This window comes from Paenibacillus sp. KS-LC4 (assembly GCF_036894955.1).
Classification (GTDB): Bacteria; Bacillota; Bacilli; order Paenibacillales; family Paenibacillaceae; genus Pristimantibacillus.
Map to the genome: position 1 here is coordinate 508584 of NZ_CP145905.1, position 26414 is coordinate 534997.

19 protein-coding genes and 1 pseudogene are annotated in these 26414 nt (G+C 50.3%); 14 read left to right on the forward strand and 6 right to left on the reverse strand.

All coding sequences use genetic code 11. From position 1 onward, the window contains the following. Positions 1-63 precede the first annotated feature (63 nt). The 3 genes from V5J77_RS02215 to V5J77_RS02225 all read right to left on the reverse strand — a co-directional run bounded on the left by V5J77_RS02215 (position 64) and on the right by V5J77_RS02225 (position 1965). Positions 64-906, reverse strand: a complete 843-nt coding sequence (locus V5J77_RS02215) for a 1,4-dihydroxy-6-naphthoate synthase (RefSeq protein ID WP_338554162.1) — start codon at positions 904-906, stop codon at positions 64-66. Then, the gene (locus V5J77_RS02220; protein WP_338554163.1) at positions 903-1553 is read right to left on the reverse strand and encodes a futalosine hydrolase; all 651 of its coding nucleotides are present in this window, start codon (positions 1551-1553) and stop codon (positions 903-905) included. The genes V5J77_RS02215 and V5J77_RS02220 overlap by 4 nt, the downstream gene beginning before the upstream one ends. Before the next feature lie 196 nt (positions 1554-1749). Further along, positions 1750-1965: a hypothetical protein gene (locus V5J77_RS02225; RefSeq protein WP_338554165.1), complete on the reverse strand. Its 216-nt coding sequence runs from the start codon at positions 1963-1965 to the stop codon at positions 1750-1752. 292 nt (positions 1966-2257) lie between these two features. On the opposite strand from V5J77_RS02225, the gene V5J77_RS02230 reads away from it, so the two are divergent. The 8 genes from V5J77_RS02230 to V5J77_RS02265 all read left to right on the forward strand — a co-directional run bounded on the left by V5J77_RS02230 (position 2258) and on the right by V5J77_RS02265 (position 10876). Next, complete coding sequence (locus V5J77_RS02230; RefSeq protein ID WP_338554166.1) at positions 2258-3340, forward strand: lactonase family protein; 1083 nt, start codon at positions 2258-2260, stop codon at positions 3338-3340. A gap of 91 nt (positions 3341-3431) precedes the next feature. Next, positions 3432-4397, forward strand: coding sequence for an aminoglycoside phosphotransferase family protein (locus tag V5J77_RS02235; RefSeq protein WP_338554167.1), 966 nt, complete (start codon positions 3432-3434; stop codon positions 4395-4397). 379 nt (positions 4398-4776) lie between these two features. Continuing rightward, a complete protein-coding gene (locus tag V5J77_RS02240; RefSeq protein WP_338556509.1) occupies positions 4777-5493 on the forward strand; it encodes an ABC transporter ATP-binding protein in 717 nt (238 codons plus the stop codon). Beyond that, the gene (locus V5J77_RS02245; protein ID WP_338554168.1) at positions 5490-6851 is read left to right on the forward strand and encodes an ABC transporter permease; all 1362 of its coding nucleotides are present in this window, start codon (positions 5490-5492) and stop codon (positions 6849-6851) included. Before V5J77_RS02240 ends, V5J77_RS02245 begins: the two co-directional genes overlap by 4 nt. Positions 6852-6913: 62 nt before the next feature. After that, on the forward strand, positions 6914-7996 hold the full coding sequence (locus tag V5J77_RS02250; protein WP_338554169.1) for an efflux RND transporter periplasmic adaptor subunit: 1083 nt from the start codon (positions 6914-6916) through the stop codon (positions 7994-7996). Positions 7997-8240: 244 nt separating this feature from the next. Beyond that, a complete protein-coding gene (locus tag V5J77_RS02255; protein ID WP_338554170.1) occupies positions 8241-9365 on the forward strand; it encodes a cation diffusion facilitator family transporter in 1125 nt (374 codons plus the stop codon). A 212-nt stretch (positions 9366-9577) separates the two neighbouring features. Beyond that, entirely contained in the window at positions 9578-10093 is a 516-nt protein-coding gene (locus V5J77_RS02260) for a C40 family peptidase (RefSeq protein WP_338554171.1), read from the forward strand. A 246-nt stretch (positions 10094-10339) separates the two neighbouring features. Continuing rightward, the gene (locus V5J77_RS02265) at positions 10340-10876 is read left to right on the forward strand and encodes a GNAT family protein (protein ID WP_338554172.1); all 537 of its coding nucleotides are present in this window, start codon (positions 10340-10342) and stop codon (positions 10874-10876) included. A 73-nt stretch (positions 10877-10949) separates the two neighbouring features. Here the strand turns inward: V5J77_RS02265 and V5J77_RS02270 are convergent, their stop codons facing one another. Together V5J77_RS02270 and V5J77_RS02275 are read right to left on the reverse strand one after the other, a co-directional pair. Then, positions 10950-12176 (reverse strand): MFS transporter, encoded by a 1227-nt coding sequence (locus tag V5J77_RS02270; RefSeq protein ID WP_338554173.1) that lies wholly within the window; start codon positions 12174-12176, stop codon positions 10950-10952. Positions 12177-12318: 142 nt separating this feature from the next. Further along, positions 12319-13908: a sensor domain-containing diguanylate cyclase gene (locus V5J77_RS02275; protein ID WP_338554174.1), complete on the reverse strand. Its 1590-nt coding sequence runs from the start codon at positions 13906-13908 to the stop codon at positions 12319-12321. Positions 13909-14090: 182 nt separating this feature from the next. Here V5J77_RS02275 and V5J77_RS02280 point away from each other — a divergent pair, with 182 nt between their 5' ends. The 5 genes from V5J77_RS02280 to V5J77_RS02300 all read left to right on the forward strand — a co-directional run bounded on the left by V5J77_RS02280 (position 14091) and on the right by V5J77_RS02300 (position 21270). Further along, a complete protein-coding gene (locus V5J77_RS02280) occupies positions 14091-15863 on the forward strand; it encodes a sensor histidine kinase (protein WP_338554175.1) in 1773 nt (590 codons plus the stop codon). Continuing rightward, entirely contained in the window at positions 15856-17496 is a 1641-nt protein-coding gene (locus V5J77_RS02285) for a response regulator (protein ID WP_338554176.1), read from the forward strand. Before V5J77_RS02280 ends, V5J77_RS02285 begins: the two co-directional genes overlap by 8 nt. Before the next feature lie 125 nt (positions 17497-17621). Further along, positions 17622-19304: a sugar ABC transporter gene (locus V5J77_RS02290; protein WP_338554177.1), complete on the forward strand. Its 1683-nt coding sequence runs from the start codon at positions 17622-17624 to the stop codon at positions 19302-19304. Positions 19305-19479: 175 nt separating this feature from the next. After that, positions 19480-20373, forward strand: a complete 894-nt coding sequence (locus V5J77_RS02295) for an ABC transporter permease subunit (RefSeq protein ID WP_338554178.1) — start codon at positions 19480-19482, stop codon at positions 20371-20373. An 18-nt stretch (positions 20374-20391) separates the two neighbouring features. After that, entirely contained in the window at positions 20392-21270 is an 879-nt protein-coding gene (locus tag V5J77_RS02300; RefSeq protein ID WP_046231688.1) for a carbohydrate ABC transporter permease, read from the forward strand. A gap of 113 nt (positions 21271-21383) precedes the next feature. Here the strand turns inward: V5J77_RS02300 and V5J77_RS02305 are convergent. Beyond that, positions 21384-21494, reverse strand: a pseudogene (locus tag V5J77_RS02305) (type I methionyl aminopeptidase); the annotation flags it as partial. A 296-nt stretch (positions 21495-21790) separates the two neighbouring features. On the opposite strand from V5J77_RS02305, the gene V5J77_RS02310 reads away from it, so the two are divergent. After that, on the forward strand, positions 21791-26224 hold the full coding sequence (locus V5J77_RS02310; protein WP_338554179.1) for a glycosyl hydrolase 53 family protein: 4434 nt from the start codon (positions 21791-21793) through the stop codon (positions 26222-26224). Positions 26225-26414: the final 190 nt, after the last annotated feature.

Below are 26414 nucleotides of genomic sequence, written 5' to 3' on the forward strand. Positions count from 1 at the left end.
CACAAGGGGTGAACGTTATACGTCACACGTTACAAGTCAATCATCGTAATAGCCTGTCCGGCGCTAAGGCTGAAATTTCAGCAGCTCAGGATCAATGGCAGGAACGAGCCCTTCCTGTGCAGCGCGGTTTAGCAGCATTGCAATCGCCTCATATCCGCTATCGCCAAGATTGGCAGTGAAGTCATTGACGTATAGATCAATGTGCGCCTTCGCGACGGCTGCGTCCATCTCTTGGGCATGCTGCATGACGTATTCGCGAGGCGCCTCGGGATTCGCCCATGCATAAGCGACTGAAGCCTGAATCCACTTCGTGATGGAAGGCAGGTCGAGTGAGCGGCGGGCAATAATAGCTCCAAGCGGTATAGGCAGTCCCGTGTCGGCTTCCCACCAGCTGCCCAGATCCGTCATCATGGATAGGCCAAAGCTTGGATACGTGAAACGCGCCTCATGAATGACAAGGCCAGCATCAATATGTCCGTCGCGAACGGCCGGCATAATTTCATGGAATGGCATGATGACGATATCGCCTACCCCTCCTGGAACATGCTTAGCGGCCCAAAGCCTGAATAGCAAATATGCAGTGGAACGGTCGCTTGGCACCGCCACGCGTTTGCCTGACAACGCTGCCGCATCTGTGCGGGTTCCGGCTGTCAAGACGAGTGGGCCGCAGCCTCTGCCGAGCGCACCGCCGCATGGAAGCAGGGCATAATCCTCCAGCACCCATGGGAGGGCAGCGTAGGAAATTTTCAGCACATCAAGCGGGCTGTCGCCGCTGGCTGCCAGGCGATTGGTTATGTCGATATCGGCATACGTAATTTCCAGCTCAGGTGCATCAGGGATAAGCCCGTGTGCCCAAGCGTGAAAGACGAAAGTATCGTTCGGACATGGAGAAAAAGCGATTTTCATACAAGCACCTCCAATAATGTGGAGCCCGCAGCTTCCAAAGCCTGCAAAGCTTCGCCAATTCGCCATGCGCTCCGGTCCCTTGGACCGACAGCATTCGAAATGGCGCGTATTTCAAGAACAGGAATGCCGAAGCTTTGTGCAGCTGAAGCAACGCCAAAGCCTTCCATCGCTTCAGCTGCTGCGCGAGGAAAGCGCTCGCTCAGCACCTGGGCGGTGGCGGCAGTTCCAGTAACGGTCGACAACGTTAAAATGGGAGCAAGTGCTGCAGCAAGCCCAGCCTGAGCCAGTGCTGCGGCTATAGCTGCGGCTTGTACATTAGCCGCTATCGTAGAAGTACCGAAGCCGAGTGTGTCGAGACTGCTGAAGCCGTCTTGTGTCTCTGCTCCGAGATCGGCGGCAATGATAGCATCGGCAATGACAAGCGAGCCCACGGCCGCCCGGCCCTCGAATCCTCCGGCGATGCCCATGCAAATGACGAGCTCGTAGCTGCCCCGCGTGAGAGCAAGTGTCGTACGGACAGCGGCTTCCGCTGGGCCAACTCCTGCCTCTGTCACATGAAAGCGCGGGTTGTTTTGCAAGCCAAGGCACACCGCATCCTTCTCGGCGGTGACTGGGGTCATAATTAAAATATTTGGGCCAGCATCCATTAGGTGCAATCTCCTTTAACGGGAAAATTTCGCACCATCATGCGGGAGCAGATTGCATCTACGGCCGCATAATGCTGCGAAAAGCTAGGGTTAATGCTTTTTCCAAGCTTATTACTTAATTATAGTACGGTTGCAGACGTAAGGAAAGGCGAGCGCTTTCCCGGCTGCGGCCCATGAAATAGCCGCTGACAAGCGGCTATTTGCGTTTCATTTCAAAAAACTCACATTGCTCTCTGGAAAAGTAAGTGATATCGCTGACGCTCGTTTGAATGACGACCTGCGTATCGTCGAAACGGACGATGTTTCCGCCGGCGCACACAATATAATCATTTTCAAAGACGCGCAGCCGAAGCTCCCGTTGAAGCGCCTCCTCGAAATCGGCATCCGTTATCAATTTACGGTTTATGGCCATCCTCAGACTCCTTTACCCATTAAAATGAAACCTTATAAAAGCGGCAGGCCCTAGCGCTATGATAGACCAGCTAGCGGCCTGTTGCAACAATGCGCCTCAGATTCAGCCGATTATTGAAACGGGATAAAAACCGCCTTAACAGCACTTGGTTTGTGCGTTGACTGCTAGTACAATAGGAGGGGAAGCTTTCATGCGGGCAAGCTGGCAAGGCAAGCGGCAAGCTCCGCTGCTATAACGTCGGCCATTCCAGGCAGCGGGCAGGGCCCGCTATTTTGAAGGAGGAATATAAATCGTGTCTGTACATAATGAACGAGTTGTCGTATTTGTCGGGTCCTATGCAGAGGCTGCGGCAAGCGGCGTATATGCGTATGCTTTTGATGAAAAGGAAGGAAGGCTTTCGCTGCTGGATGAAGTATCCGGCCTTAAAAATCCTACGTTTCTGAATGTGGATATTCCAAGCAAGAGGCTGTATGCCATTGCAGAAGGAGTATCCGCAGCAGGCGCCAAAGTCGGCGATGCTGTAGCTTTTGCCATCGAAACCGATAAAATATCATTGACCGAGCTTAACCGCAGCGAAGCCATTACGGCTCCGGCCTGCCACATTCAACGCGATCCATCCAATCGCTACTTGCTGCTGTCAAGCTACCATGGCGGCAGAATCAGCCTTGTTGCGCTGACGGACAATGGCGAGGTGGGAGAGCTGCTGGATATCGCTCAGCATACGGGAGTCGGTCAGCACCCGGAGCGCCAAAATCAGCCGCATCCGCACAGCATCCAATTCAGCCCGGACGGCCGCTACCTGTTCTCGCCGGATCTAGGCATTGACCGCATTATGGCCTATCGCATTGATCATCAAGCGAGCAAGCTGGTTTTCCATGGGGAGACCTTGCTTCATGCAGGCGCAGGCCCGAGGCATATGGCTTTTCACCCTAATGGGCAATTTGCCTACGTAATTAATGAGGTGGATTCGACGATTACTTCGTTCCGTTACGATGCTGAGGCAGGCACGCTTGCGACGCTTGCAACCGTTCCAACATTGCCGTCTGATTTTGATGGTGAAAATACATGTGCTGAAATTGCCGTTTCCGAGGATGGCAAATATGTATATGGCTCAAATCGCGGGCACGACAGCTTCGTAGTGTACGCCATTAATGAAGCAGACGGCAAGCTTACCCTAGCCGGTCATGTGCCAATTGAGGGCGGGCATCCACGCCATTTTGCTTTTGTGCAGGGCGGCGAATATATCATCGCGGCTAACCGCGATACGAATAATTTGGCTGTATTCCGCATAGATGCGGCAACAGGACTGCCTGTGTATACTGGACATTCCGTTACGGTATCTGGACCCGTGTATGTGCAGCCAGTGTTAGTATAGCAGCAGGAAATAGTTAAGGTGGACTTGTTTTGAATGCGCCCTGAATATGCCTTGAATGCGGCGACAAGCGTAAAAAGAGAGGTCACCGAAGATGAAATGGCCATCAGCATGGGTACAGACTGTCAAAAGCGTACATGGAGAACGCGGAGAGATATGGCTGGCTGAGCTGGATTTGCTGCTGGCAAGCTGTGCAGAGCGATGGGAGCTTCGGCTGGCGGATCACACGCCATACGAGCTGACCTTTAATCTGGTGCTTCCGGCACTGAGGAAGGACGGGAGCGAGGCTGTGCTGAAGCTGGGCGTGCCGTCAGGAGAAAGCCGGACGGAGCTGGCAGCGCTTCAGCTATATGAAGGGCGCGGAGCGGTTCGCCTGCTGGCATCGGATGCGGAGCGCGGCGTTATGCTGCTGGAGCGGCTGAGGCCGGGACAGCTGCTCGCGGAGGTGACGGACGATGCGGCGGCCGTCCGCATCGCTGCGGAAGTAATGCGTAAGCTGGCTGTGCCAGCAGCGGACGCATTAGCTGTAGGGGAAGCGGCTGGAGGCGTAAGCTTCCCGACGGCTCTGCATTGGGCGCGCGGGCTGGAGCGGCTGCGCCAGCGCTATGATGGCGGCACCGGGCCGTTGCCGGAGCCGCTCGTCCGGCAGGCGCAGCTGACCTTCGATCAGCTATTCGCAACGGGCAAGAGCGAGCCGCAGCTGCTGCTGCATGGCGACCTTCATCAGGGCAATATTTTGTCCGCCATGCGTGATGGGGAAACGTCTGCGAGCTGGCTCGCGATTGATCCCAAAGGTGTCATTGGCGAAGCGGCTTATGGCGTCATTCCGCTGCTGATGAATCAGCTGCCCCATACACGGGCGGAGCGAATCGAGCTGCTGCGTCATCGGATTGATATCCTCAGTGAGGCTCTGAACCTCAAACGGGAGCGAGTTCTTGCCTATGGCTTCAGCCATATGGTGCTATCTGCGGCATGGTGCGTCGAGGATGGGGTTGGTGATCATGCTGCTGCTCTTGAAACAGCTGCTTGCTTTGCAGATTTGCAGCGCCCTTCATCCTGATGCAGCTAGGCGGCTTAAGAGGCATATACAGCTATGAATAAGCATTCCCATTTCACTGGAAATCGGGGATGCTTTTCTTTTATTTTGCAGAAAACAGCATGCACGCATGTCTATAATAGCAATTTCAGGGTAAAAAGCATCATTTCGCATGTCTAAGTTACTAATTTGTAACTACTTTTTATGAGGATAGGATTAAAATTCATGTAGCTTTTTGTGAAATAGGGAGCATTGGCGGTAGTATTGTTCTTTTACAAAGGTTATAGTACGATTGAAGAATCAAGGATAATTTTGGAATATAGATCAGTTAAAGCAATAAGCACCTTGGCTGTATTTTGCGCAGCAACTTGGTAGAGTTAGAGAGACAAGGGGAGTGGAGCAATTGCTTCGAGTAGAGGGCTTGTCCCATGCATTTATGAACGGAACTGAGACGACGCAGGTTCTTCAACAGATCAACTTTCGCGTAAATAAAGGGGATATGGTTGCGCTGCTCGGCAGCTCAGGCTCGGGAAAGTCGACGCTGCTGAATTTGATGGCGGGACTGATGAAGCCGACGGAGGGCAGCATTTACATTGCCGATCACAATATCGTAAATATGAATGAAAACAAGCTGGCGGAGTTTCGTCGTGAGCATATCGGGTTTATTTTTCAAGCGTATGAGCTTATTCCGAACTTGACGGTTCGTGAAAATATCGAGCTACCGCTCGTGTTTCAATCGACACGCCCTTCGATTCGCAAGCAGAAGGCGCTAAAGCTGCTGGAGCAGGTCGGCATACCGGATAAAGGGGAAATGTTTCCCTCCCAGCTGTCAGGCGGTCAGCAGCAGCGTGTCAGTATTGCGCGCTCGCTCATTACAGAGCCATCGGTCATTTTCGCTGATGAGCCAACGGGAAATTTGGATACGAAGACGGAAGAGGAGATTTTGGCCATTCTCAAGCATTTGAACAAGACGATGAACACGACCTTTATTATCGTCACGCATGAGCGCGAGGTTGCACAGCAGACCCAGCACATTATTACGCTTCGCGATGGGCTGCTGGAAAAATCGTCGCCTGTTGTCGAGTTAGAGAAGCTTCCGGAAGAGGAGGCTGTCCATTGAGAGTAAGCGATCTTACGAGGCTGTCATGGGATCAGGTCAGACGGCGCAAAGTCGTTACCATGCTGTGTGCAGCCGGCCTGTCGATTGGCTGTGCCGCTATTATTTTGGCGATGAGCATTGGGGAATCTACGCAGAAAATTGTCGAAACTCAGCTCACGAGCTATTTGAAAATGGATGAAATTACGGTTATGCCGGATAATGGTGCTTCCGCTGGTCCCGGAAGTCAAAGCACGGCAAGCGATGAAGTAAAAAATCGGGGCAAGCTTTCTGATCAAAAGGTTGAAATTATGCGCAATATTAAGCATGTCAAGGCTGTAGCGGCTATGCAGCAGCTGAGCTATATGCAAATGACGACCACGGACGATAAGCAGGCGTATGCCGAAATTATTGGTACGGATTTGTTCAGTCTGGAAGCCTTCGGCAATACGTACTGGCAGGGCTCGGCATCAGATGCTCCAAACTCTGTCGTTGTAAGCTACGGTACGACGCTGGGATTAATGAATCAAGAAGAGCAAAATAAGCTCTTTGAAGCTATGAATCTTAACCCGGGCGATCCAGCACTGCAAGAACAATACAAGGCGATGATGACTACACCATCCGCCTTGTACCAGAAGCAGATTCAGCTGGTGAACTTTGATCAGGACGGCAAGAGAAAGATCAGTGAGAGCCTTCGAGTTGTAGGGGTTCTGAAGAAGCCCAAAGGCGTATCCGACATGCAAATTTCCAATGACCGCAAAATTTACGTTTCCATTGAAACGGCTAACAGGCTGCGGGAGCAGCTATCGCAAAGCAGCGAGGAGAAGACGGCTAACGATATCTACAATCAAGTTACGGTTAAGGTGGACGCGGAGGAAAATGTGAAGCAGGTGGAGGAGCAAATTAAGAAGCTCACCTTGAACACCCAATCCAACCTATTGCAAAAAGAGCGCCTAGAGGAGCAGTTCGCTGTGTTCAAAAGCATCGCAGTAGGCGCAGGCGTATTCATCCTCATTATTGCTTCCATTTCCATTATTGTAGCCATGACGATGTCCACCTACCAACGGCGCCGTCAAATCGGCATTATGAAGGTGCTCGGCGCCAATCTGGCGCAAATCCGCAATATGTTTATTGTAGAGGCAGCCCTGCTTGGGGTGCTTGGCGGACTGCTTGGCGTGTTATTTTCATATTGGATCGTATGGGGAATTAATGCCCTTATTTTATCAATGTCAACTGGCGAGGAAAATATGTCTATCTTTATTCCATTGACCGCTATTCCGGTCGGATTGGCGTTTGCCGTGATGACGGGCATTATATCGGGGATTTATCCGGCAGTCAGCGCTTCGCGTACCGATGCATTGACCGCAATTAAGAGAGATTAGAGGCGTTCGTGCTATGGTCAGGGCATGTTAGAGCCAGCGAGCAATCAGGGGGAGAAGAAGAGATGAAGAAAAAGATTAAATGGATCATCATCGGTATTGTTCTAATCGGAATAAGCGTGGTGCTGTACTCCATGTCGAAGCCGCCGGAGATGCTCGATATGTCGGGTGATTCACAGGCCATTACATTTCAGGTGACTAAGGAGACGCTTGTCAATACGATTCAGGTAAAGGGCAAGTCGCTATATGAGCAGGAAACGTCAGTCTATGCACCGTTCAGCTCCAAGGTGACACAATGGAAGGTGAAGGACGGACAGCAGGTAAAAAAGGGCGAGGTATTGTTCGCGCTTGACCAGACCGAGCTGCAAAATCAGATTACGCAGGAGGAAGCTGAGCTTCATAAGGCTGATCTAGAGGCACAGCTGCAAGCCTTCGTTACGAATACAGAAGATGAGCTTGGCATGCTAGAGGGTACGGAGGTTGAGCGCAAGAAGGCGCTGGTTGCCAAGGAGATTGCCCGTTTGACGCAGGAGTTGAACGATGTGAAGGAGTCGATTGGGCGCAAAGCGCTGACGCAAAAACGGCTGAAGCTGAATGAATCCCAGTATCGTTCGCCGGGCGATGGCATTTTTCTATTTGATCAAGCGGCTAAGCAGCTGCAGGCTGTTGGCGACAACCAGTTAATCGGTAAAATTGTAGATTTGAACAAGCTGCAATTCATTGCCCTTGTCGGGGAACAGGATGTGTTCCGTATCAAGTCGGACATGCAGGTCAAAGTGAAGATGACAGCGATGAAGGATATTGTGCTTGACGGCAAAGTGTTGCGGGTATCCAAATTTGCGAAAAGCGGCACCGATCAAAACAGCCTCAATAAAGCTGCGGAATTCGAGGTTGTCATTTCGCTTGAGCCGAGCGAATATTTAATCGCAGGATTGTCGCTTACCGGCGACATTGAGACGAGCCGTAAGGAGAACGCATTGGCTCTCCCGTCCATTGCTATTATGAGCGATCAGGCTTCGTCCTATGTCATGCTGGAAAAAGGCGCAGGCCAATATGAGCGTCAGGACATCAAGGTCGGAATGTCAGCGGGAGACAAGGTGGAGGTGCTGGAGGGCTTGAAGGAAGGCGACGTTGTGGCCTTGCAATAAATAGGCAGCCCGGGTAGGCGCTTCTAAGCTTGCAAGAGCTTAGAAGCGCCCACCCGTTTTTTATTGGAAGCGTGGTATACAAGGAAAGGAATGCTTTGAGCAAGAGTGGAGAAAAATAAGGCGGTACGCTAGTTGACAAAAGTGTCCAGCTGGTTCATTATATAATATATGAATACATGCTCATATGTTATTTCATTTAAAAAGCGAAGCACATCGCTTTTAATAGCAGCAGGAGGTAGAGGATATGGATACGAAGAACAAGCATCAGCAAGCGGCTGGGCAGCAGTGCAATCCAACACGCGATCATGCTCACACCCATGACCACCCAGAGCATGACGGTCATCAAGGAGATCATGCTCACAGTCACAGCGAAGGGGAGCAGCATAATCACGACCACAGTCACGACAATCATGACCACGACCACAGCCATGGGGACCATCATGGCCATCACCACGGACACGACCATTCGCATGGTCCGGGCGGACACCATCATTTTGATATGAACGGTAATAAGGTCGGCTTGATCATTGCCCTGTCGATTACAGTCGGCATTATGTTTCTAGAATTTTTCGGCGGCTTAATCACGGGCAGTCTCGCGCTGCTGGCTGATTCCGGTCATATGCTGAGCGATGTGAGCGCGCTCATACTCAGCTTGGTTGCCGTCTGGTTCGCTAGCAAGCCCGCTTCCAAGACGAAAACCTACGGCTTTTACCGCTTCGAAATTTTAGCTGCGTTGTTCAACGGTATTGCGCTGTTCGTCATAGCCGGGTTTATTGTTTGGGAGGCTTATCACCGTTTATTCGATCCTCCTGCTGTAGCCAGCGGCTCCATGATGCTCATTGCGCTTGTCGGCCTGCTGGCGAATTTGGCTAGTGCATGGGCTTTAATACGCAAAGGCGACGTTCATAACAACTTGAATGTACGCAGCGCATACCTGCATGTTCTGAGTGATGCCTTAGGCTCGGTTGGCGCAGTGCTCGCGGGGCTGCTCATCTATTTGTTCGACTGGAACATCGCTGATCCCATTATATCGGTAATTGTGTCGGTGCTTATTTTGCGCAGTGCCTGGAATATTATTAAGCAAACTCTTCATATTCTCATGGAGGGCACACCGCCATCCATTGATCACGAGAAGGTGAAGCAGGTGCTTGCAAATATCGAAGGCGTTATAGATGTGCATGATTTGCATATTTGGACGATAACATCAGGACTGGACTCGCTGAGCTGTCATTTGCTAGTGGAGGATGACCGTGACAGCCAGACTATTTTGCAGCAGGCGCTTGGGAGAATCGAGCAGCAGTTTGGCATTTCGCATACGACGATTCAGATCGAAAAGTCGCAGATTCAGCATTCTGAGATGAAGGTTTAGCAGGCATCGCAAGAGCTACTTGGCAAATTACGCCTTTATAATAAAAGTCAAGTAAGAGTGCTTTCATAATCAAAATGGATTTTTAATGAAGTGGACAGGGATAAGGCATATGTAAGGGTTGTCCTCTCATTGGTAATTGGTGGAGGAAATAGATGTGGTATGGTTTAAGAGGAAATTATACCGCATCTGTTTTTACCAAAGGAGGATACAACATGAGCTTTACACAGAACACCCTTATGGGCAAAACACGGCTGGGAAAAACCCTACTGGGTGTGACTCTCAGCCTATCTATTGCATTGACTGGCAGTCTAGCAGCCCCAGCAGCAAAGGTAGAAGCCGCATCAGCTTCATCCACCGCCAGCAGCGTTATTGCAACGGGACAGCGATTTCTGGGCGTTGATTATAAATTTGGGGCAACGGCGGGCAGCACGAGCTCGTTTGACTGCTCTTCCTTTACGCAATATGTATTTAAGAAAAACGGCATTACACTGCCGCGCTCGTCGGTGAGTCAATCCAAGGTCGGCAAATATGTATCCAGAAGCAGCCTTCAGGCTGGCGATCTGATTTTCTCCGATACGAATAGGGACGGCGTCATTAACCATGTCTCCATCTACATGGGCAATGGCAAGCTGCTGCATACGTATCGGAAGGGAATTGGCGTAACGATTTCTACTTTTTCCGGAAGCACATGGGATAAAACATATGTAACCGCTCGTCGAGTCATATAGAGAGTTAGCAACTTAAGCCCCATCCCTGCTGTTTAAAGGCTTTCCCTTTGAGGTGAAGAGCACCTCATTGACATTAAAATTGGCGTTCAAACGGATAAAGGTTTGAACGCCAATTTTTCTTTGAAAGTTTCTAAAGAAGCAGAAATACTAACGGAGATTTATAGTGGAAAAGGTTAGGCTTACTATACATATGTCTCTTTTTCCGATGCTATGGTATCCTAGTGTTGTGGAAGGGAGTGGAGGAAGTTGAGCATTTGGGAAGGTGAAAAAGTCAGATTAAGAGCCATTTTACCTGAAGATTGGATGAAGTTTCATGAGAATGATCAGGATTCAGAGGGAGCCAGATCATCAGATGCTATTTATTTTCCAAGATCGGAAGCTGGAACTAAGTCGTGGGCTGAACAGCAAGCCTCAAAGGGGGCAAATGGAGACAATATTATGCTTGCTATTGAAACTCTTGATGGAGAAATAGTAGGAAGCATTAATTCTCATAGTTGTGATGCCCGCAACGGAACTTTTAAATATGGCGTAGCTGTTTTTCGTAAATACTGGCGTAATGGATACGCATCGGACGCAGTGAAAATTTTACTCCGTTATTATTTTAATGAATTGCGTTATGTGAAGGTAACCGCACATATATATGCTTTCAATGAAAGCTCCATTAGATTACAGGAGTATCTTGGCTTTAAACAAGAAGGTAAAATGAGGAATATGATCTTTACGAATGGACAACACTATGATGAATATGTTTATGGGCTGTTGAAAAGTGAGTTTGATGAGTGAAAGGGAACTGCAAAATAGACCCCGCCCCCACTGACGGAAGGCCTAGCCATGTCAGAGGGAGCGGGGCTTTTGGTTATGGACGAGCAGGCTGCTTGCCTGTGTCTGCTGCGGCAGTCCTTGCGGAGCCGCCAAGCGCGTGGGTTTTCAGAAACAGGGCGGCTGCGATCAGCATAAGCCCATTGATGATGAACACCCAACGAATCGGGATGATGCCTCCTAGCACACCGCCAATGACGGGAGCGAGCATCGTTGCGAACATGGTGCCTGACTGGTTAAGGCTGAAGGCTCGTCCTCTGAAGCTGCTGTCCGTTACCTTGACGATCAAGGCATTAATAGCAGGGTAGACGCTGGCGAAAAATAGCCCATAGACGAATCGCAGTGCACCAAACTCTACATAATTATTGACGAAAAATTGCAAGCAATTGCCGATTCCGCCCCCGAGAAGTCCAATAAACAACACCTTGGAAAAACCGATCCTTGAACCGATTTTTCCCCACTGGGGTGCGGCAATGAGCGTGGCAATCCCTACCGCCGAGAAGACAATGCCAGACTGAAGGGCGGCTTCACTGCCGCTGACGCCAAGCTGCATGACGTAGACGGTGAGCAGCGGCTCGAGAAGCATAACCGAAAATGTCGCCAGAGCGGCCAAAATCAGCAGCGTGGAGAAGGAACGGTTGGACAGCGCAAGCTTCAAGTCCTCTTTAATGGAGGAGCGGGCGCCCGAGCGGTTAAAATTCTTCTCGCGCACAAAGAAGACGGCAATAAGCGCGGCTATAAGCACGATGCCGCCCGAGAATAGGAAGGCTTCGCGATTGCCGATGTAATGACTGACGACCCCGCCAATAACGGGGCCGATAATGCCGCCTGTCGCACCTGCTGTCGCCATAATGCCAAGGGCATAGCCGGTTTTCTGCTCCGGCGTGTTGGTGGCGACCAGGGCAATCGCCGCCGGTACAAAGCCGGCAAGCAGGCCTTGGAAAATACGAAGCACAACGAACAAATACGGGTCATAAATAAAGTAGGTCAACATGTAAAGGACGGCTAGGCTGAACCCTGAGCGAATGAGCATGGGCCTGCGGCCATATTTATCGGCGAGCGAGCCCCAATAAGGGGCAATAAGCGCGCTTGCTAGAAAGGTGATGCCGAAAGAAATGCCGGACCAAGCCTCCAGATGCTGGTCAATACCGAGCTCGGTTGAGAGAAACAGCGGAATAAATGGAATGGAGGTGGTGAAAGCCGTACTCGTAAAAAACACGCCAATCCACAATACATATAAGTTTCTTTTCCAAGAAAAATCCATGTGCAGTCACATCCTGTAGGTTCCATCGTTATTTCCATTGTAAACCTATTTTCGATGGAACACTACTCTATTCCAGTTTTCTCCTAAACAGCTCCATGACTATCCACGGATGCAAGTCAGGACGGGCTTGCGTGCCGCAAGGCTATTCCGAAATCTGGCTATGCAAAATCGTCTGATTACGGCCGTTATGCTTGGCTGCATACAAGGCATCATCAGCTTGCTTGAATAAATCGGTCGTATCCTTTAAATGGGTTGTGCTGGAAGCGATGCCGAGTGACAGGGTGACCTGCCTGCCGATTGGCGTAATCGCCTGCTCCATCTGTATTCGCAGCTGTTCGGCGACATCAAAGGCATCCTCCTCCGACGTGTGCGGCAGGACAATTGTAAACTCCTCGCCTCCATAACGGAAGCAGTAATCGCCCTCGCGCTTCAGCTCCACCATCTTTGCTGCAAGCAGGCGCAGCACTTCATCGCCCTTCGGGTGCCCGAATTCGTCATTGACTGACTTGAAATGATCCAAATCCAGCATAATGACGGAGAAGGGAATTTGTCTGAGCTGCAAATCCTCGGTAATCAGCTTGAGCGTCCGGCGATTCGGAAGTCCTGTGAGGGCGTCTGTTTGCGATTCTTGGAATAACGCTTCATTTCTCCGCTTCATCTCATGAAAAGCTAGCGCAACGGTGGCATTTAGCTGATTCGCCTCATAGTTCCAGTAAACGCGCGAAGGCAGCGTGTCCGGTATATGATCCTGCTTTGTGAGCAGCGCCGCATAATTCGCGAGTCGGTATAGTGGAGAGGAAAGCGTGCGCGACAGCCACATGGTCAGAACAAGCAGCAGGAGCACGAACGGCGCCGAAACCTTCAGCATATCCGTAATGAGGTCCCAGCTCTTGCTTTCAATGTAGCTAACCGGCGTCTGGGAAACAATTCCCCAATTGGTCTCAGGTACTAGGGAATAACCTGCAAGAAATTCAACGCCTTGGCTGTTGATGACCTGCTGCTCCCCGCTTTTTCCCTGCATGAGCTGCTGTACAACGGGATTCATGCTTACATTTGCCGGATGATCCTCCATATGCGGGTGATAGATCATATTGCCTTCTCCATCCACGACGTAAAAATAGGAGCCGCTTTTGTTCTCATTTTGCACGCCAAGAATTTCTCGGAAAATATTTTCATGCTGCAAATATATCGTTCCGGCCACATAACCCCGATAGACGCCTTCCCGGCTAAAAATCGGTTGACTGACCAGCACAATCTTCCGATTCGTCGCAGAAATATAAGGCTTTGAAATACGGGGCTTCTGCACCTTGAGCGCGAGCTTCGATTCCGCGGTTGACAGCTTATGGCCGATAATGCCCAAATTATTAGGGGAGCTGGAGACGATGACGCCTTCAACATCCACAATAGCAATTGAGTTAAAATAATGGTTGGTACCCATGAAAAAATCAAGCTGCGCAAGCACATCGCTGCTTTCAAGGTCGGCACTTGATAAATAATTTGCTGTGACTTCAAGGCTATGCTTCATAGAGATAATCAGTGATTGTGTCGTTTTGCTAAGATCACCGGCCGTAATGCGATTTAATTCTAGTGTATTATGATAAAGAGATTCTCTCTGGGACTTGAATGCGATAATGACATTGATGACGATGGTAGTGAGGACGGACAAAAGCACGATGCAGGAGATGATGGATGCCAGAGTAAAGCCATTTTTGCGTTTTATTGCGCTGAACATGCTAAACCTCTTCTCGTTAAAATTCTATTAACTAGTTTATCATTTTTAAGAGAGATATTCGACATATAAGGACAGGCCAGCCGAATACTGTCATTGCTTAAGTTCGATCAAGCATTGCTCCAATTCGAGAGGGACATTATACTGAATGCAGCATTTTGAATAGAAGAAAGCCAGGTGTATGAATGCCTAAAGTAAATTTATTTTCCAAAATCGTTGGATTGTTCATTATTATGCTGCTGCCGATCATAGGACTGTACTCCTATTCTAATCATATTAGTACAGAAGTGCTAGATTCCGAGCTAAACCGCTCGAATACGAATCAGCTTGTTTTTTTTCAAAATCAAGTCAATTCCTCCATTGATCTGCTGGGGCTATGGCCAAATTTGCTCATACAGGACCCAGACATATCTAATTTACGCGACTATTACTTTGAGCCGGGAAGTCTTGATTTGCCTGCGATTACGCTGGTCAAGCGCATTCAAACCAAGCTGAGCATTCAGGAAAGCTCCTCCAATTGGAAAAGCAATCTGGCGATCTATTCGCCTACGCTGGCACGCTTCATTACGGTTAATGATGCCGTGCCCTATAATAAAGAGACGCTCGCTGCCCGTCTGAAATACGGCTGGCAGGTAGAGCCGCTTGGCGCTGATGGCTTCCGCTTTTCTTTGATGACGGCACTGCCCTACAATAATTTATCCCAGGCTACAGATACGGGACTGCTCATCGAGGTCAGCTTTGACAGCTCGAATATTCAAGGCATGCTTGATCAGTTCAAGCGTGATGGCCGGCGCGATCCTTTTTATTACAGTGAAGAATGGGGCACGATATACAATCGTACCGCAGATCAGCAGCTCGGCAATCGGCTCATCGCCCAATTGGATGAGAGCGGCTCTCTGACTAGTGGCAGCCACACCGTTAAAGTGAATGAGGAGCGCTATTTGGTCAATATCGTTCATTCGGAAACGATAGGCTGGGATTTGATTGATTATATTCCGTTATCGGATGTTCTTCAGCCCATCAACCAAACGAACCGCTTATTTTATTATTCGGTTGGTTTGCTGCTGTTGATGAGCTGTTTAATCGCGTATATGCTTTATGCGCAGGTGCAGGTGCCGATAAAGCAGCTTGTTGTCAGCTTCCAGAAGCTGAAAAACGGCGATTACGGCGTCCGGCTTACGCCGAAAGGGCGCGGTAACAATGAATTCAAGTTTGTGTTTATCCGTTTCAACCTAATGGTTCAGCAAATTCAAGATTTGTTCGAAAATGTTTATTTGGAAAAAATTCATGTACGCGAAGCGAAGCTCAAGCAGCTGCAATCGCAAATTAATCCGCATTTTTTCTATAACTGCTTTTCCTTTATATCAAGCATGGCGAAGCTGGAAAACTATCAGTCGGTCATTGCGATGAGCCAGAACCTGTCTAATTACTACCGCTATACGACCCGGCAGGAGCGAGATTTGGTCGATGCCCGGGAGGAGATTGAATTTGTTCGCAACTATTTGGATATACAGCAGATGCGGATGAATCGGTTATCTTATGAGCTGGACATACCGGAGCATCTGCTTCGTTTTCAAATTCCGCCGCTCGTCATACAGCCGTTGGTGGAAAATGCGGTCATCCACGGCATCGAGCAATCCCCAAGCGCAGGGCGTATTCGCATATCGGGTGAATTTGACGGCGAGTTTGCTGCTATTACGGTAGAGGATGATGGCGTAGGACTTGACCCGCAGCGACTGTTTTCCTTGCAGTATCAATTGACACGGCCCATGGAGCAGGAGATGGGCTGCGGCCTTTGGAACGTCCATCAGCGCTTGCATTTACGTTTTGGAGCTTGCTCAGGCATCGTGCTCTCGCCTTCGCCGCTAGGCGGCCTGAAGGTGCAAATTCGCTGGAATGTGGCCCGCGAGAAACCAATCGAACAGACAACGACAGGAAAGGAGCATCCTAATGATTGAATTGCTGCTTGTAGATGATGAAGCTTATGTTACGCTGAGCCTAGAGAAGACCATTCCGTGGGACGAGCTTGGCGTCAGCAGGGTGTACCGTGCCGAGTCGGCTGCCGAGGCGCTCGCTATAATGGAGGCGAGCGACATTGATATTTTGGTGACCGACATTCGGATGCCAGGGATGGACGGCTTGCAGCTGATCGAGCAGGCGAAGAAGCTTTGGCCGGATTTACGCTGTATTTTAATGACCGGCTACTCGGATTTTCAATATGCGAAAAAAGCGTTGCAGCTTCAGGCCTCGGATTATATCTTGAAGCCGGTGGACGATAAGGAATTTGTACGCAGCCTAATGAATACGATTGAGGAGCTGAAGGTGGAGTGGGAGCAGGCGGAGCAATACCATCAGCTCGTGTACAATATGAAGTCGGAATATGGGCTGCTGCGCCGCAATTTGCTGCATGATCTGCTGCTCGGCCGACAGCTATCGGATACGACGATTGGCGCCAAGCTGGCGCAATATGAAATTCCGCTGCGGCTAGATGCTCCTTCCGTCATTTTGCTAATTCAATATAGCAATCCTTATGATGAAAGCAATCGCAGCAGCATGGAGCTGATGGAATATGCGGTTGGCAATATTGGCGAGGAAGTGTTCGCTGAGCATATGAACGTATGGTATGGCAAAGCGCCGCATAATTGCCTCATCTTCGTTGCGCAGCCAAATGAGGAGCAGCAGCGGCTGTTGGAATTTTCGCCGGATTACAAAGGCCAGCGGAGGGCGATGCTGGAGCAGGCGGTGAACGTCTTTAGGCGACAAATCGCCCATTTTCTCCGTTCGGAAGTATCGCTTATTATTTCCGACTGGTTTTCCTTTCCGAGCGGCATGGCGAATGCGTACCGGACGGGAATGAGCGTTTACTTGTCGAGCGCGATTCATGAATCGGGCATTGCCGTCTATTTGGAAAATCATCGGGTAGAGCCAGAAACGCGAGTGAATTTGATGGAGGCGCTGTATAAGCCGCCTACGCTTATTCATTTGCTGGAATCCAAGCAGTGGGATACGGCGCTGCTCAAGATCGACGAGGTGTTCGGAAATTTAGAGCAGGTGAAGTTTTCGCGGGAGCATCTGTATGAGGTGTTTCTCTCCATTACGAATGCCTTTATGTATACGGCTCATAAACAGGGTCAATTTATTTATGAGATTGACCACGCTGGCTTTGATATGCTGCTTGACCATACGGTTATTCATTCGCTGGACAAGCTGCGGAATTGGTCGACAGATATGCTGGAGCGGCTTCGCACAGAGCTTTCGAGTACGGAGGAATATGCCAAGAGCAGTCTAGTAAAGCAGGTGCAGGAGCTTGTGTCCGAAAGTCTTGGTCATGATACGTCGGTGAAGACGATTGCGGACAAGGTGTTTTTGCACCCCGTCTATTTGTCCAAAATTTATAAAGCACAAACAGGCGAGAGTATCAGTGACTATATTACCCGGATGCGAATGGAGCGGGCGCATTATTTGCTGAAGCAAACCAATAAGAAAATTTATGAGATTACGTCAGAGCTAGGGTATCAAAATCCGCAATATTTCAGCAAAATTTTCCGCAAGCATTACGGCATGACGCCGCAGGAGTTCCGCGATCAATAGCGGACGGCGAACAGGTTGCCAAAGGTGCAGAAATGTTCGGTTATTGTCCTATGACTTCCCCAGCAATGCTCCTATAATTAAGACATAAACAATGGCACCACACAGTTGGAGGGGGAAAAACAAAAATGATTAGCGCTTACAAAAAGCAGCTGCTGCTCATATTAAGCCTTATTCTCGTTGCCAGCCTGCTCGCGGCATGCGGCAAGGATAACACGGGAACAGGCGAGAGCACGAACACAGGAGCTTCAACCGGAAATGAATATAAAGAGAAATATGATCCGCCTGTCACATTGACGACCGTATGGGGTGTAGCCCCTGAGGTGAAATATAAAAATGGTGAAACGATTGAGAACAATGTAGCGACAAAATGGGCCAAGGAGCAATTCGGCATTGAGATTAAATCGCTATGGTCGGTAACGGACACCAACAATGCTTTGGCTACAAAGCTGCGCCTCGCCATGTCCTCGGGACAGGATATGCCGGACGTGCTAGTTGTCGGCAATAATGATCCGCAGCTGGTAGCCGATTTGGTCGATTCCGGCTATTTCCGTGAAGCTGGCGACCTGTTTGACCAATACGCAAATGACACTTGGAAAAAAGCGATGGAGCTTGACCCTAACGTATGGAATCCTTATATGCGCGATGGCAAAAAAATGGGCATCCCGGTATTGGATTATGCTTATAACAATGACTACTTGCTGTGGATTCGCCAGGATTGGCTGGACAAGCTGAATATGAAGGCTCCGACAACGATTGCCGAGCTGGAAACGGTGATGGAAGCTTTTAAAAACAATAATCCTGACGGATTGGCTCCAGATAAAGTAACACCGCTTAGCATTGGCTTCAAAACGAAGCTGAGCAGTTGGATGGGTGACCCATCATGGATTTTCGGCGCTTATGGCGCGATGCCGGAGCAATGGAATGTTGGGACTGACGGAAATCTGGAATACGGCTCTATTCATGCAGGCATGAAGCAGGGGCTTGAAACGCTTTCGGAATGGAGTAAAAAAGGCTTTATTCCTAAAGAAGCGGCGCTATGGGATGAGAACAAAACGGCTGAGCCAGCAGTTGCAGGAACAGCGGGTATTATCCCTGGACCTTACTGGATGAGCGGCTGGCCGCTTGCCGATACAGCGAAAAACGTGCCAACCGCAAAATGGACGCCGATTGCACTGCCAAAAGGTCCTGACGGCAAAGCGACAAGCCATGGCACGCCATTTTCCAGCGCAGTTATTTTGATCAACAAAGATATTAAGCATCCTGAGGCTTTGTTCACTTATGAGAACTGGATGTTTGACAATTTTGCAAACCCTGCGAAGGGCAGCCCGCTTGAGGTTGGTATGTTCAAAGGCTATGACTATGATGTTGATGCCAATGGCAACACGCTTTATCAAGATGATATTCCGGGAGGCTATATTAACATTGTTCGTTATTTCCTCGTTCGCGATGGCGCCCGCATTCCAGATGCGCAAATGACAGCTTTGCTGGCTTTGGCAGATGGCAAGGAGCCGGAGACGAAGCTGGAAAAAGATATTGCCAACAGCTTTGGCAAGCAAACGCCAGAGGCGGCGAAGGTGCTCATGTCCCAGAAGGATGTTGCGCTTATGAACATGTTTACTGGCCCTACAACGCCGACGATGAAGTCCAAAATGGATTATCTGAAAAAAATCGAGCTTCAAACGTTTAACGAAATTATTTACGGCACGAAGCCGCTTGACGCCTTCGATACGTTCGTTGCCAACTGGAAGAAATCCGGCGGCGAGCAAATGACGAAGGAAGTAAATGAATGGTACGCGTCTGTAAAATAGTGCAAGTCAGCAAAGCAGTCTGCCCTCGGCAGGCTGCTTTTGTTTTTTGCGAGACTCCTGTGAAAAGTAGTTGCAATAGTGCCATCAATGTTGGCTCCGTCATGTGTTCAGGCGGTTTGGGCCGTTGCTATAATTGAGGTAATTCATACAAATGCGTTCAGGAGGATACTACAATATGAGGCAGCTAAAGCGCCACTGGCCGTTCCATCTCATGATTTTGCCATCTCTTGTTTTTCTGGTTTTGTTCAGCTATTTGCCAATGGCGGGCGTTGTTATGGCCTTCCAAGACTTTAAGCCCCGGCTGGGCATTACAGGCTCGGAGTGGATCGGTCTTGATAATTTTCGCTATATGTTTGAGCGGGAGGACAGCCTGGAGGTTATTTGGAACACGCTGGTCATTGCGGTTTTGAAAATTATTTTTAACCTCGCAGCTCCATTCACCTTTGCTCTTTTCTTAAATGAGGTGCGCAAGGAGCTTTTCAAGCGTTATGTGCAAACGATGGTTTATTTGCCTCACTTTCTGTCATGGGTCATACTGGGCGGCATTTTGATCGACATTTTGTCTAGCGATGGCGGTTTTGTAAACCGGCTTCTAGGCATGGTGGGGATCGGGCCGATCTTCTTTCTTGGAGAGGGCAACTGGTTCCGCTTTACGGTTATTGTTTCCGAGGTGTGGAAGGAGTTCGGATACGGAACCATTGTCTTTCTGGCCGCTCTATCCAACATCAATCCCTCGCTGTACGAAGCAGCCGAAGTGGACGGCGCAAGCCGCTGGAAGCAGACGCTTCACATTACGATGCCTTCCATGGTACCGATGGCGATTGTGGTAGGTACACTCGCACTCGGCAACATTTTAAATGCTGGGTTTGACCAAATTTTCAACCTGTACAACCCGCTTGTCTACGATAAAGGCGACATTATTGATACGTTCGTTTATCGCACAGCGATTATTAGCGGGGAAATGGGCTTTGGAACAGCGGTTGGCTTATTCAAATCCATTATTAGCATGATCTTGATTTTCGTCTCATACCGTATGGCCTACAAATGGGCAAACTATCGAATTTTCTAAGAATGGAGCGAGCCTGGAATGTATCATAAAACACTGTCATATCGCATATTTTCTATACTCAATAATACAGGGCTGCTGTTTATCTCGCTCCTGTGCATTATCCCGCTTGTTCATGTACTGGCGATATCGTTCAGCGCGAAGTCGGCGGCCGACGCCAATATTGTTAATTTGTGGCCGGTAGATTTCACCTTGGAGGCTTATCGCAAAACGATCGACAACCCGATTTTTCTAAACTCGATCTGGATATCTATTATGCGTACCTCCATCGGTACGGCGCTTACGCTGCTGCTGGCTTTTATGGCAGCCTACCCGCTTTCCAGAGAAAGCACGAGCTTTAAGGCACGCTCTTACTACTCCTGGATTTTCGTCTTCGCAATGGTCTTTAATGGCGGGCTTGTGCCCTTCTATATGATGATCCAGAATTTGAACCTGATGGGCTCCTTCTGGGCGCTAGTGCTTCCCGGAGCCGTTAATATTTATTTAACGATCCTGATGATGAACTTCTTCCGGGGTATTCCGAAGGAGCTGGAGGAGGCGGCGATGATTGATGGAGCAGGGCACTTCCGGGTGCTGTTCACGATCTTCCTGCCCGTATCGAAGCCAGCGATTGCAACGCTCAGTTTGTTCAGCATCGTGTTCCACTGGAATTCATGGTTCGACGGTCTGCTATACACAGAGGGTGTTCACCAATATCCACTGGCGACCTTTTTGCAAACGGTCATTATTTCGCGCGACATGAGCTCGATGAGCCTTGATCCGGTATCACTCGCCTTGATCTCGCAGAAGACGGTTAGTGCGGCGCAAATTTTTATCGGGGCGCTTCCTGTCCTGATTATTTATCCGTTTCTGCAAAAGTTTTTCGTTAAGGGCCTCGTCGTAGGCTCGGTAAAAGAATAGCGCAACAAAGGCGATCTTGCAGGTATTAGAGGATGTTCAGGAGGCTGCTTTCCGGAAACGGAGAGCGGCCTTTCGTCGTTTCGGATCAAGAGCCTGCATCAGGCGAAGCAGGATAGGTTAGTGATGGTTTTGGCGGGGCAGCCGTTGTACCCTTTCGTAAACTGCTTGCCGCCCAGCTTGATGATGTGTCTGGCAACAAAGTCATTGACTTCCCGGATGGTGATTGCGAACAACAAGAGATTAGCTTTAATTCCCTTAAATCGCCGCAAATCCACGGGCAGGGGCTTAAGCGCGTTATTTCAGATTTTTTCTACTAGCTCGTTTTTAAAGCGCCTGCTTGCACAGGTACTGCTTCTGAAAATCCTATGAATGATAGCGCTCCCAATATTCGGAATGTGCGGCGTCAAATATGTTGTATAAAATGCTGGAATGTTGCTTTTGGTATGTATATCGTTTTTCATAAAATCGCTTACAATTAGAAGAAGCATGGAGAAACAATATAATCAAGGGAGAGGTTTACATGAAAAAGGGGAAAGGATACATCAGCCTCGTGCTGGTCGTAGCGCTATTTATGACGCAAATGGCCTGGCCGCAAGCAGCCGTAAAGGCAGCAGCAGCAAATTTGGCGCTTGGCAAAATCGTTACAGCAAGCCAAGAATATATAGATCCACAGTGGGGCCAGCCGAAGGAAAACGCGGTTGATGGCAATCCAGATACAGTATGGAGCGCAGCAAGCGCTGTTAATCCGACACACTGGTTCAAGGTGGATTTGGGCAGCGAATATGATCTTTCTGGTGTTGAAATTACTTGGAAGGATGATGAAATCGTCAAGTATGTCGTAGAGGTATCGCCGGACGATACGAACTGGACGATCGCTGCCGATAAATCCGCTAACGCGGCAAAGCAGCAGACGGCAAGCCTTGCTTTCGAGGCGGACAGCATGCGTTATGTGCGCGTCACGATTTCCTTTTATGCAGGAAGCGGCTGGTGGCCGGGTATTAGAGAGTTAAAGGTAGTTGAGAAGGAAATGGTTAAAAATCCAGCGGACATTATCGGCTATGACGCGGTAAATTTAGAAACCTACAGCGGAACCGCTCCGAGTCTTCCGGCACAGGTGAATGCTGCCTATGCAGATGGCAGCTTTGGGCTGGTCGATGTGGCATGGGACGCTGTTGACCCACAGAGCTATACGGGTGCAGGAAGCTTTGAAGTAGAAGGAACGGTGGCGGGCGCAGCCTTGCAGCCGAAAGCGTCCGTAACGGTGCTTGGCTACCGCGATGATTTTATTCGCGGGGTTGATATTTCGACGCTGACCGCGATTGAGGACAACGGGGGCAAATATTACGACAGCAATGGCGTGGAGCGCGACCTGCTGGACATTCTTAAAGACCGCGGCGTCAACTACGTGCGGCTGCGGGTATGGAATGATCCGCAAAACTCAGGCGGCTACAATGATAAGGAGGATGTGCTGAGACTCGCGAAGCGAGTGAAGGCGAAGGGGCTTAAGCTGCTCGTCGATTTCCATTATTCGGATGACTGGGCGCATCCAGGCCAGCAGGTTCGCCCCGCGGCATGGAAAAACCTGACGATGCCTGAGCTGGGTCAGGCGGTATATGATTACACGTATGAGGTCATTTCCGAATTGCAGGCAGAAAATGCGATGCCTGACATGGTGCAAATTGGGAATGAGATTAACAGTGGTGTGCTCACGGGCAAGGGCGGTTCGGTTAATTTTGACGATCAGTCGCTGCTGCTGAACAGTGGTTCATCCGCTGTCCGCGCCATACCTGGCGGCGATAATGTGCAAATAATGATTCATCTTGCTGAAGGCGGGAAAAATTCGACCTTCCGCTATTTCTTTGACGGCATCGACGGTAGAGTCGATTACGATATTATCGGGTTATCTTATTATCCGTTCTGGCACGGAACGCTGGAAGCAGTGAAAAGCAACATGGACGATATGGCATTGCGTTACGGCAAAGAAGTGGTTATTGCCGAAACCTCCTATCCGTTCTCTTATAAAAATGGCGATGCCCATGAAAATATTATCAGTTCCGACCAGAAGCTGAAAACGGGCGGGGCAATATGGGACGCAACCGTTCAAGGTCAATATGACGCGATACGAACGATTATGGATTTGATTTCGGGCGTAGAGAATAACAAGGGAGCCGGATTTTTCTATTGGGAGCCGGCATGGATTCCATCGAATGTAGGCTGGATTGCGTCTGAAGGCGACGCGTGGGAAAATCATGCGATGTTCGATTATGATGAATATCCAGCTAACGGCGGATATGCTTACAAGGGCTATGCGCTGGATTCCTTGAACGTGTATAAGCATGGCTTAACGGCAGCTCCGGCAGATCGCCAGTATTTGGCGGCAGCCATTGCTGAAGCAAAGTCGCTCGTGCAGGCAGATTTTACGCCGCAGAGCTGGCCGCAGCTCGCACCTGCTATCAATCAGGCGCAGCTCGTTCATGATCAAGCGTATACGGCTCAAGGCGTAACGCAGGCTGAGGTGGATGCGGCGGAGGCGCAGCTGGTATCCGTAGTCGATGGTCTTGAAGTGATAGCTGCGGATAAAGCGGCGCTGACACAGCTGATTGCTGATGCCGAAACGAAGCAAGAGGCGGACTGGTCAGTAAAAAGCTGGCAGGCGCTGCAAAATGCCCTTGCTGTCGCACGGACGGCGTCGGGTAATGAAAGAGCAACACAGACGATCGTCAATCAGGCGGTTGCCAGCTTGCAGGCAGCGCTGAATGGCTTATCTAACGTGGACAAAGGCACACTTGTCACTACCATTTTATCGGCTGAGCAGCTCGACAGCGCGGAATATTATGCGGCTGGATGGGCGTTGCTGCAAGCTGCATTGGGGAATGCGAAGGCGGTAAACAGCGATGACCAGGCCGTTCAAACGGCGGTTGTGGCTGCGACGGAGGCACTTGCCGCAGCGATTCATGATCTTAAGCCTTTGCAGGATATTGCTGCGTTTAAAGCGGCGACTTCATCGAGCAACGCAGGCAGCGGCGGCGGCAAGGCCAACGCTCCAGAAGGTGCAGTCGATCAAAATGAAGGCACATCATGGGGTACGGATAAAGGAGCGGATAGCTGGTGGATGGCCGATCTGGGCCAAGCCTCGCTGGTGAAAAAAGTAGTGCTCAACAAATGGGCGGGCGTTGTCCATTACAAGGTGGAAATTTCCGATGATGGTGTAACGTTCCGTACCGCGGCGGATACGAAGACGCTGGCGATGCCTTCAGACAGCCACAAGCTGACAGGCAACAATACGGGCCGTTATATCAAGGTGACCATTACAGAGGGTCAAGGCTGGGTCGGTATGATGGACTTCAAGGCATTCGGGCTTGCTTTGGCCGATAAAACCGAGCTGGATGCTGCTGTCGCTGAAGCAGCTGGTTTGACGCAAAGCGAGTACACGTCGGCAAGCTGGTCTGTGCTTGCTGAAGCTTTGGCTGCTGCGCAGCGAGTAAGCGCAGATCAGGAAGCCGAGCAGTCGCAGGTAGCTGCAAGCGCGGCAGCAGTGACAGCTGCGGTTGCGGGGCTGGAAGCGGCGACGGAACCAGAGGTGCCAACGCCGACGCCAACGCCAACAGTACCTCCGGCGACACCAACGTCAGACATACCAACACCAACACCGACAGTAGCTCCTGTGTCGCCAACACCAGGGACGCCGACGCCAACGGCATCTCCGGCAGTAACGCCAGGCAACTCGTCGGGGTCGGGTACGTCGGCAGCTAGCCCACAACCAACAGCAGCGCCATCGGCTGCTGTGATTACAATCGCAAGCGGCTTGCCGGATGCTTCCGGCAAGCTGGTCGCGACTGTCACCGCCAGCGAGCTGGGCAAGGCGGCGACGCAGGCAAGCGGGAACGACGTCACGATTCGCGTCGTACCAGCAGCTGCATCGCAGCAGGCAGTCGTACAGCTGCCAGCGGCTGCAATTAAAGAGCTGACCGATCACAACGTTCCGGTGCTGCATGTATGGCTGGACGGCGTGCGCATCAGCGTCTCCGTCGAAGCCCTTGCCGGAGCAGCGGCGCAAAACACCGCTGCAACGCTGGCCTTTACAGCCGAGAAAGTAAACCCGGCTGCCCTTACAGCTGAGGAGCGCGCGCAGGTTGGCGCGAACCAAGTGTATGATTTGACGCTTGTTCAAGATGGCAAGCAGCTCGCATGGAGCGACGGGCAAGTGGAAGTATCCTTGCCTTATACGCTGAAAGCAGGCGAGCAGCCGCATCAGGCAGTCGTTTACTATTTGAACGGCAACGGTACTGTAGAAGCTGTCCATAGCGCTGTGTACCGTGAGTCGGAGCAAGTAATCGTATTCAAGGCAGCACATTTCAGCCGTTATGCGGCAGCTTATGCAAATGCTTCGTTTGATGATATCGCACAGTATCCATGGGCGAAGATTGCCATTGAAGGCCTTGCGGCTAAGGGCATCGTTCAAGGTACAGCGTCAGGCAAGTTCCAGCCTGCCGGCAGCGTAACCCGGACGCAGTTTGTGCATATGCTCGTTCAGGCCTTCGGTTTGAAGAGCAAGGAAGGTGCTACAACGAAGCTGAGCGACATTAAGGCTGGCAGCTGGTATGAGCAGTCAGTCCTTGCCGCGGAGCAGAATGGCATTATTAATGGCAGGGTGGATGGCTCCTTCGGCATCCATGCCTCTATTACACGTGAGGAAATGGCGGTTATGCTGTACCGCGCTGCGAAGCAAAGCGGATTCGCAGCCGATGCAGGAGCAGTGCAGCCTGCGAATGCATCAGCCTCCTTCACAGATGCCGAGCAAATCTCCGATTATGCACAGGAAGCAGTAGCTGCCATCAAGCAGCTTGGACTGATTTCTGGCATGGGCAATGGTGCTTTCGCGCCACAGGCGACGGCAACTCGGGCACAATCGGCAGTCGTAATTGCCAAGGTGCTTTCCGTATTATACGAATAACAATGATTCCTGTTAGGCAGTTAAGGAAGGCGGTGCTCCTGGTCGATAACGACCGGGGCACCGTTTTTTGTCAGTCATCTGAATGAACGAAGGCGAGGCCAGTTCCGTTCAAATAGATTCATTTAGATTCGAACAGATTCGAATAGATTCAAAAAAGCCGAGCCGCTTGCGGAAATGGTACGCTCCCATC

Coding starts and splice junctions, on each gene's coding strand:
- V5J77_RS02270 (WP_338554173.1), bottom strand. CDS start 12,176: ATGGATTTTTCTTGGAAAAGAAACTTATATGTATTGTGGATTGGCGTG.
- V5J77_RS02255 (WP_338554170.1), top strand. CDS start 8,241: ATGGATACGAAGAACAAGCATCAGCAAGCGGCTGGGCAGCAGTGCAAT.
- V5J77_RS02220 (WP_338554163.1), bottom strand. CDS start 1,553: ATGGATGCTGGCCCAAATATTTTAATTATGACCCCAGTCACCGCCGAG.
- V5J77_RS02235 (WP_338554167.1), top strand. CDS start 3,432: ATGAAATGGCCATCAGCATGGGTACAGACTGTCAAAAGCGTACATGGA.
- V5J77_RS02250 (WP_338554169.1), top strand. CDS start 6,914: ATGAAGAAAAAGATTAAATGGATCATCATCGGTATTGTTCTAATCGGA.
- V5J77_RS02290 (WP_338554177.1), top strand. CDS start 17,622: ATGATTAGCGCTTACAAAAAGCAGCTGCTGCTCATATTAAGCCTTATT.
- V5J77_RS02310 (WP_338554179.1), top strand. CDS start 21,791: ATGAAAAAGGGGAAAGGATACATCAGCCTCGTGCTGGTCGTAGCGCTA.
- V5J77_RS02300 (WP_046231688.1), top strand. CDS start 20,392: ATGTATCATAAAACACTGTCATATCGCATATTTTCTATACTCAATAAT.
- V5J77_RS02215 (WP_338554162.1), bottom strand. CDS start 906: ATGAAAATCGCTTTTTCTCCATGTCCGAACGATACTTTCGTCTTTCAC.
- V5J77_RS02225 (WP_338554165.1), bottom strand. CDS start 1,965: ATGGCCATAAACCGTAAATTGATAACGGATGCCGATTTCGAGGAGGCG.
- V5J77_RS02280 (WP_338554175.1), top strand. CDS start 14,091: ATGCCTAAAGTAAATTTATTTTCCAAAATCGTTGGATTGTTCATTATT.
- V5J77_RS02260 (WP_338554171.1), top strand. CDS start 9,578: ATGAGCTTTACACAGAACACCCTTATGGGCAAAACACGGCTGGGAAAA.
- V5J77_RS02285 (WP_338554176.1), top strand. CDS start 15,856: ATGATTGAATTGCTGCTTGTAGATGATGAAGCTTATGTTACGCTGAGC.
- V5J77_RS02275 (WP_338554174.1), bottom strand. CDS start 13,908: ATGTTCAGCGCAATAAAACGCAAAAATGGCTTTACTCTGGCATCCATC.
- V5J77_RS02295 (WP_338554178.1), top strand. CDS start 19,480: ATGAGGCAGCTAAAGCGCCACTGGCCGTTCCATCTCATGATTTTGCCA.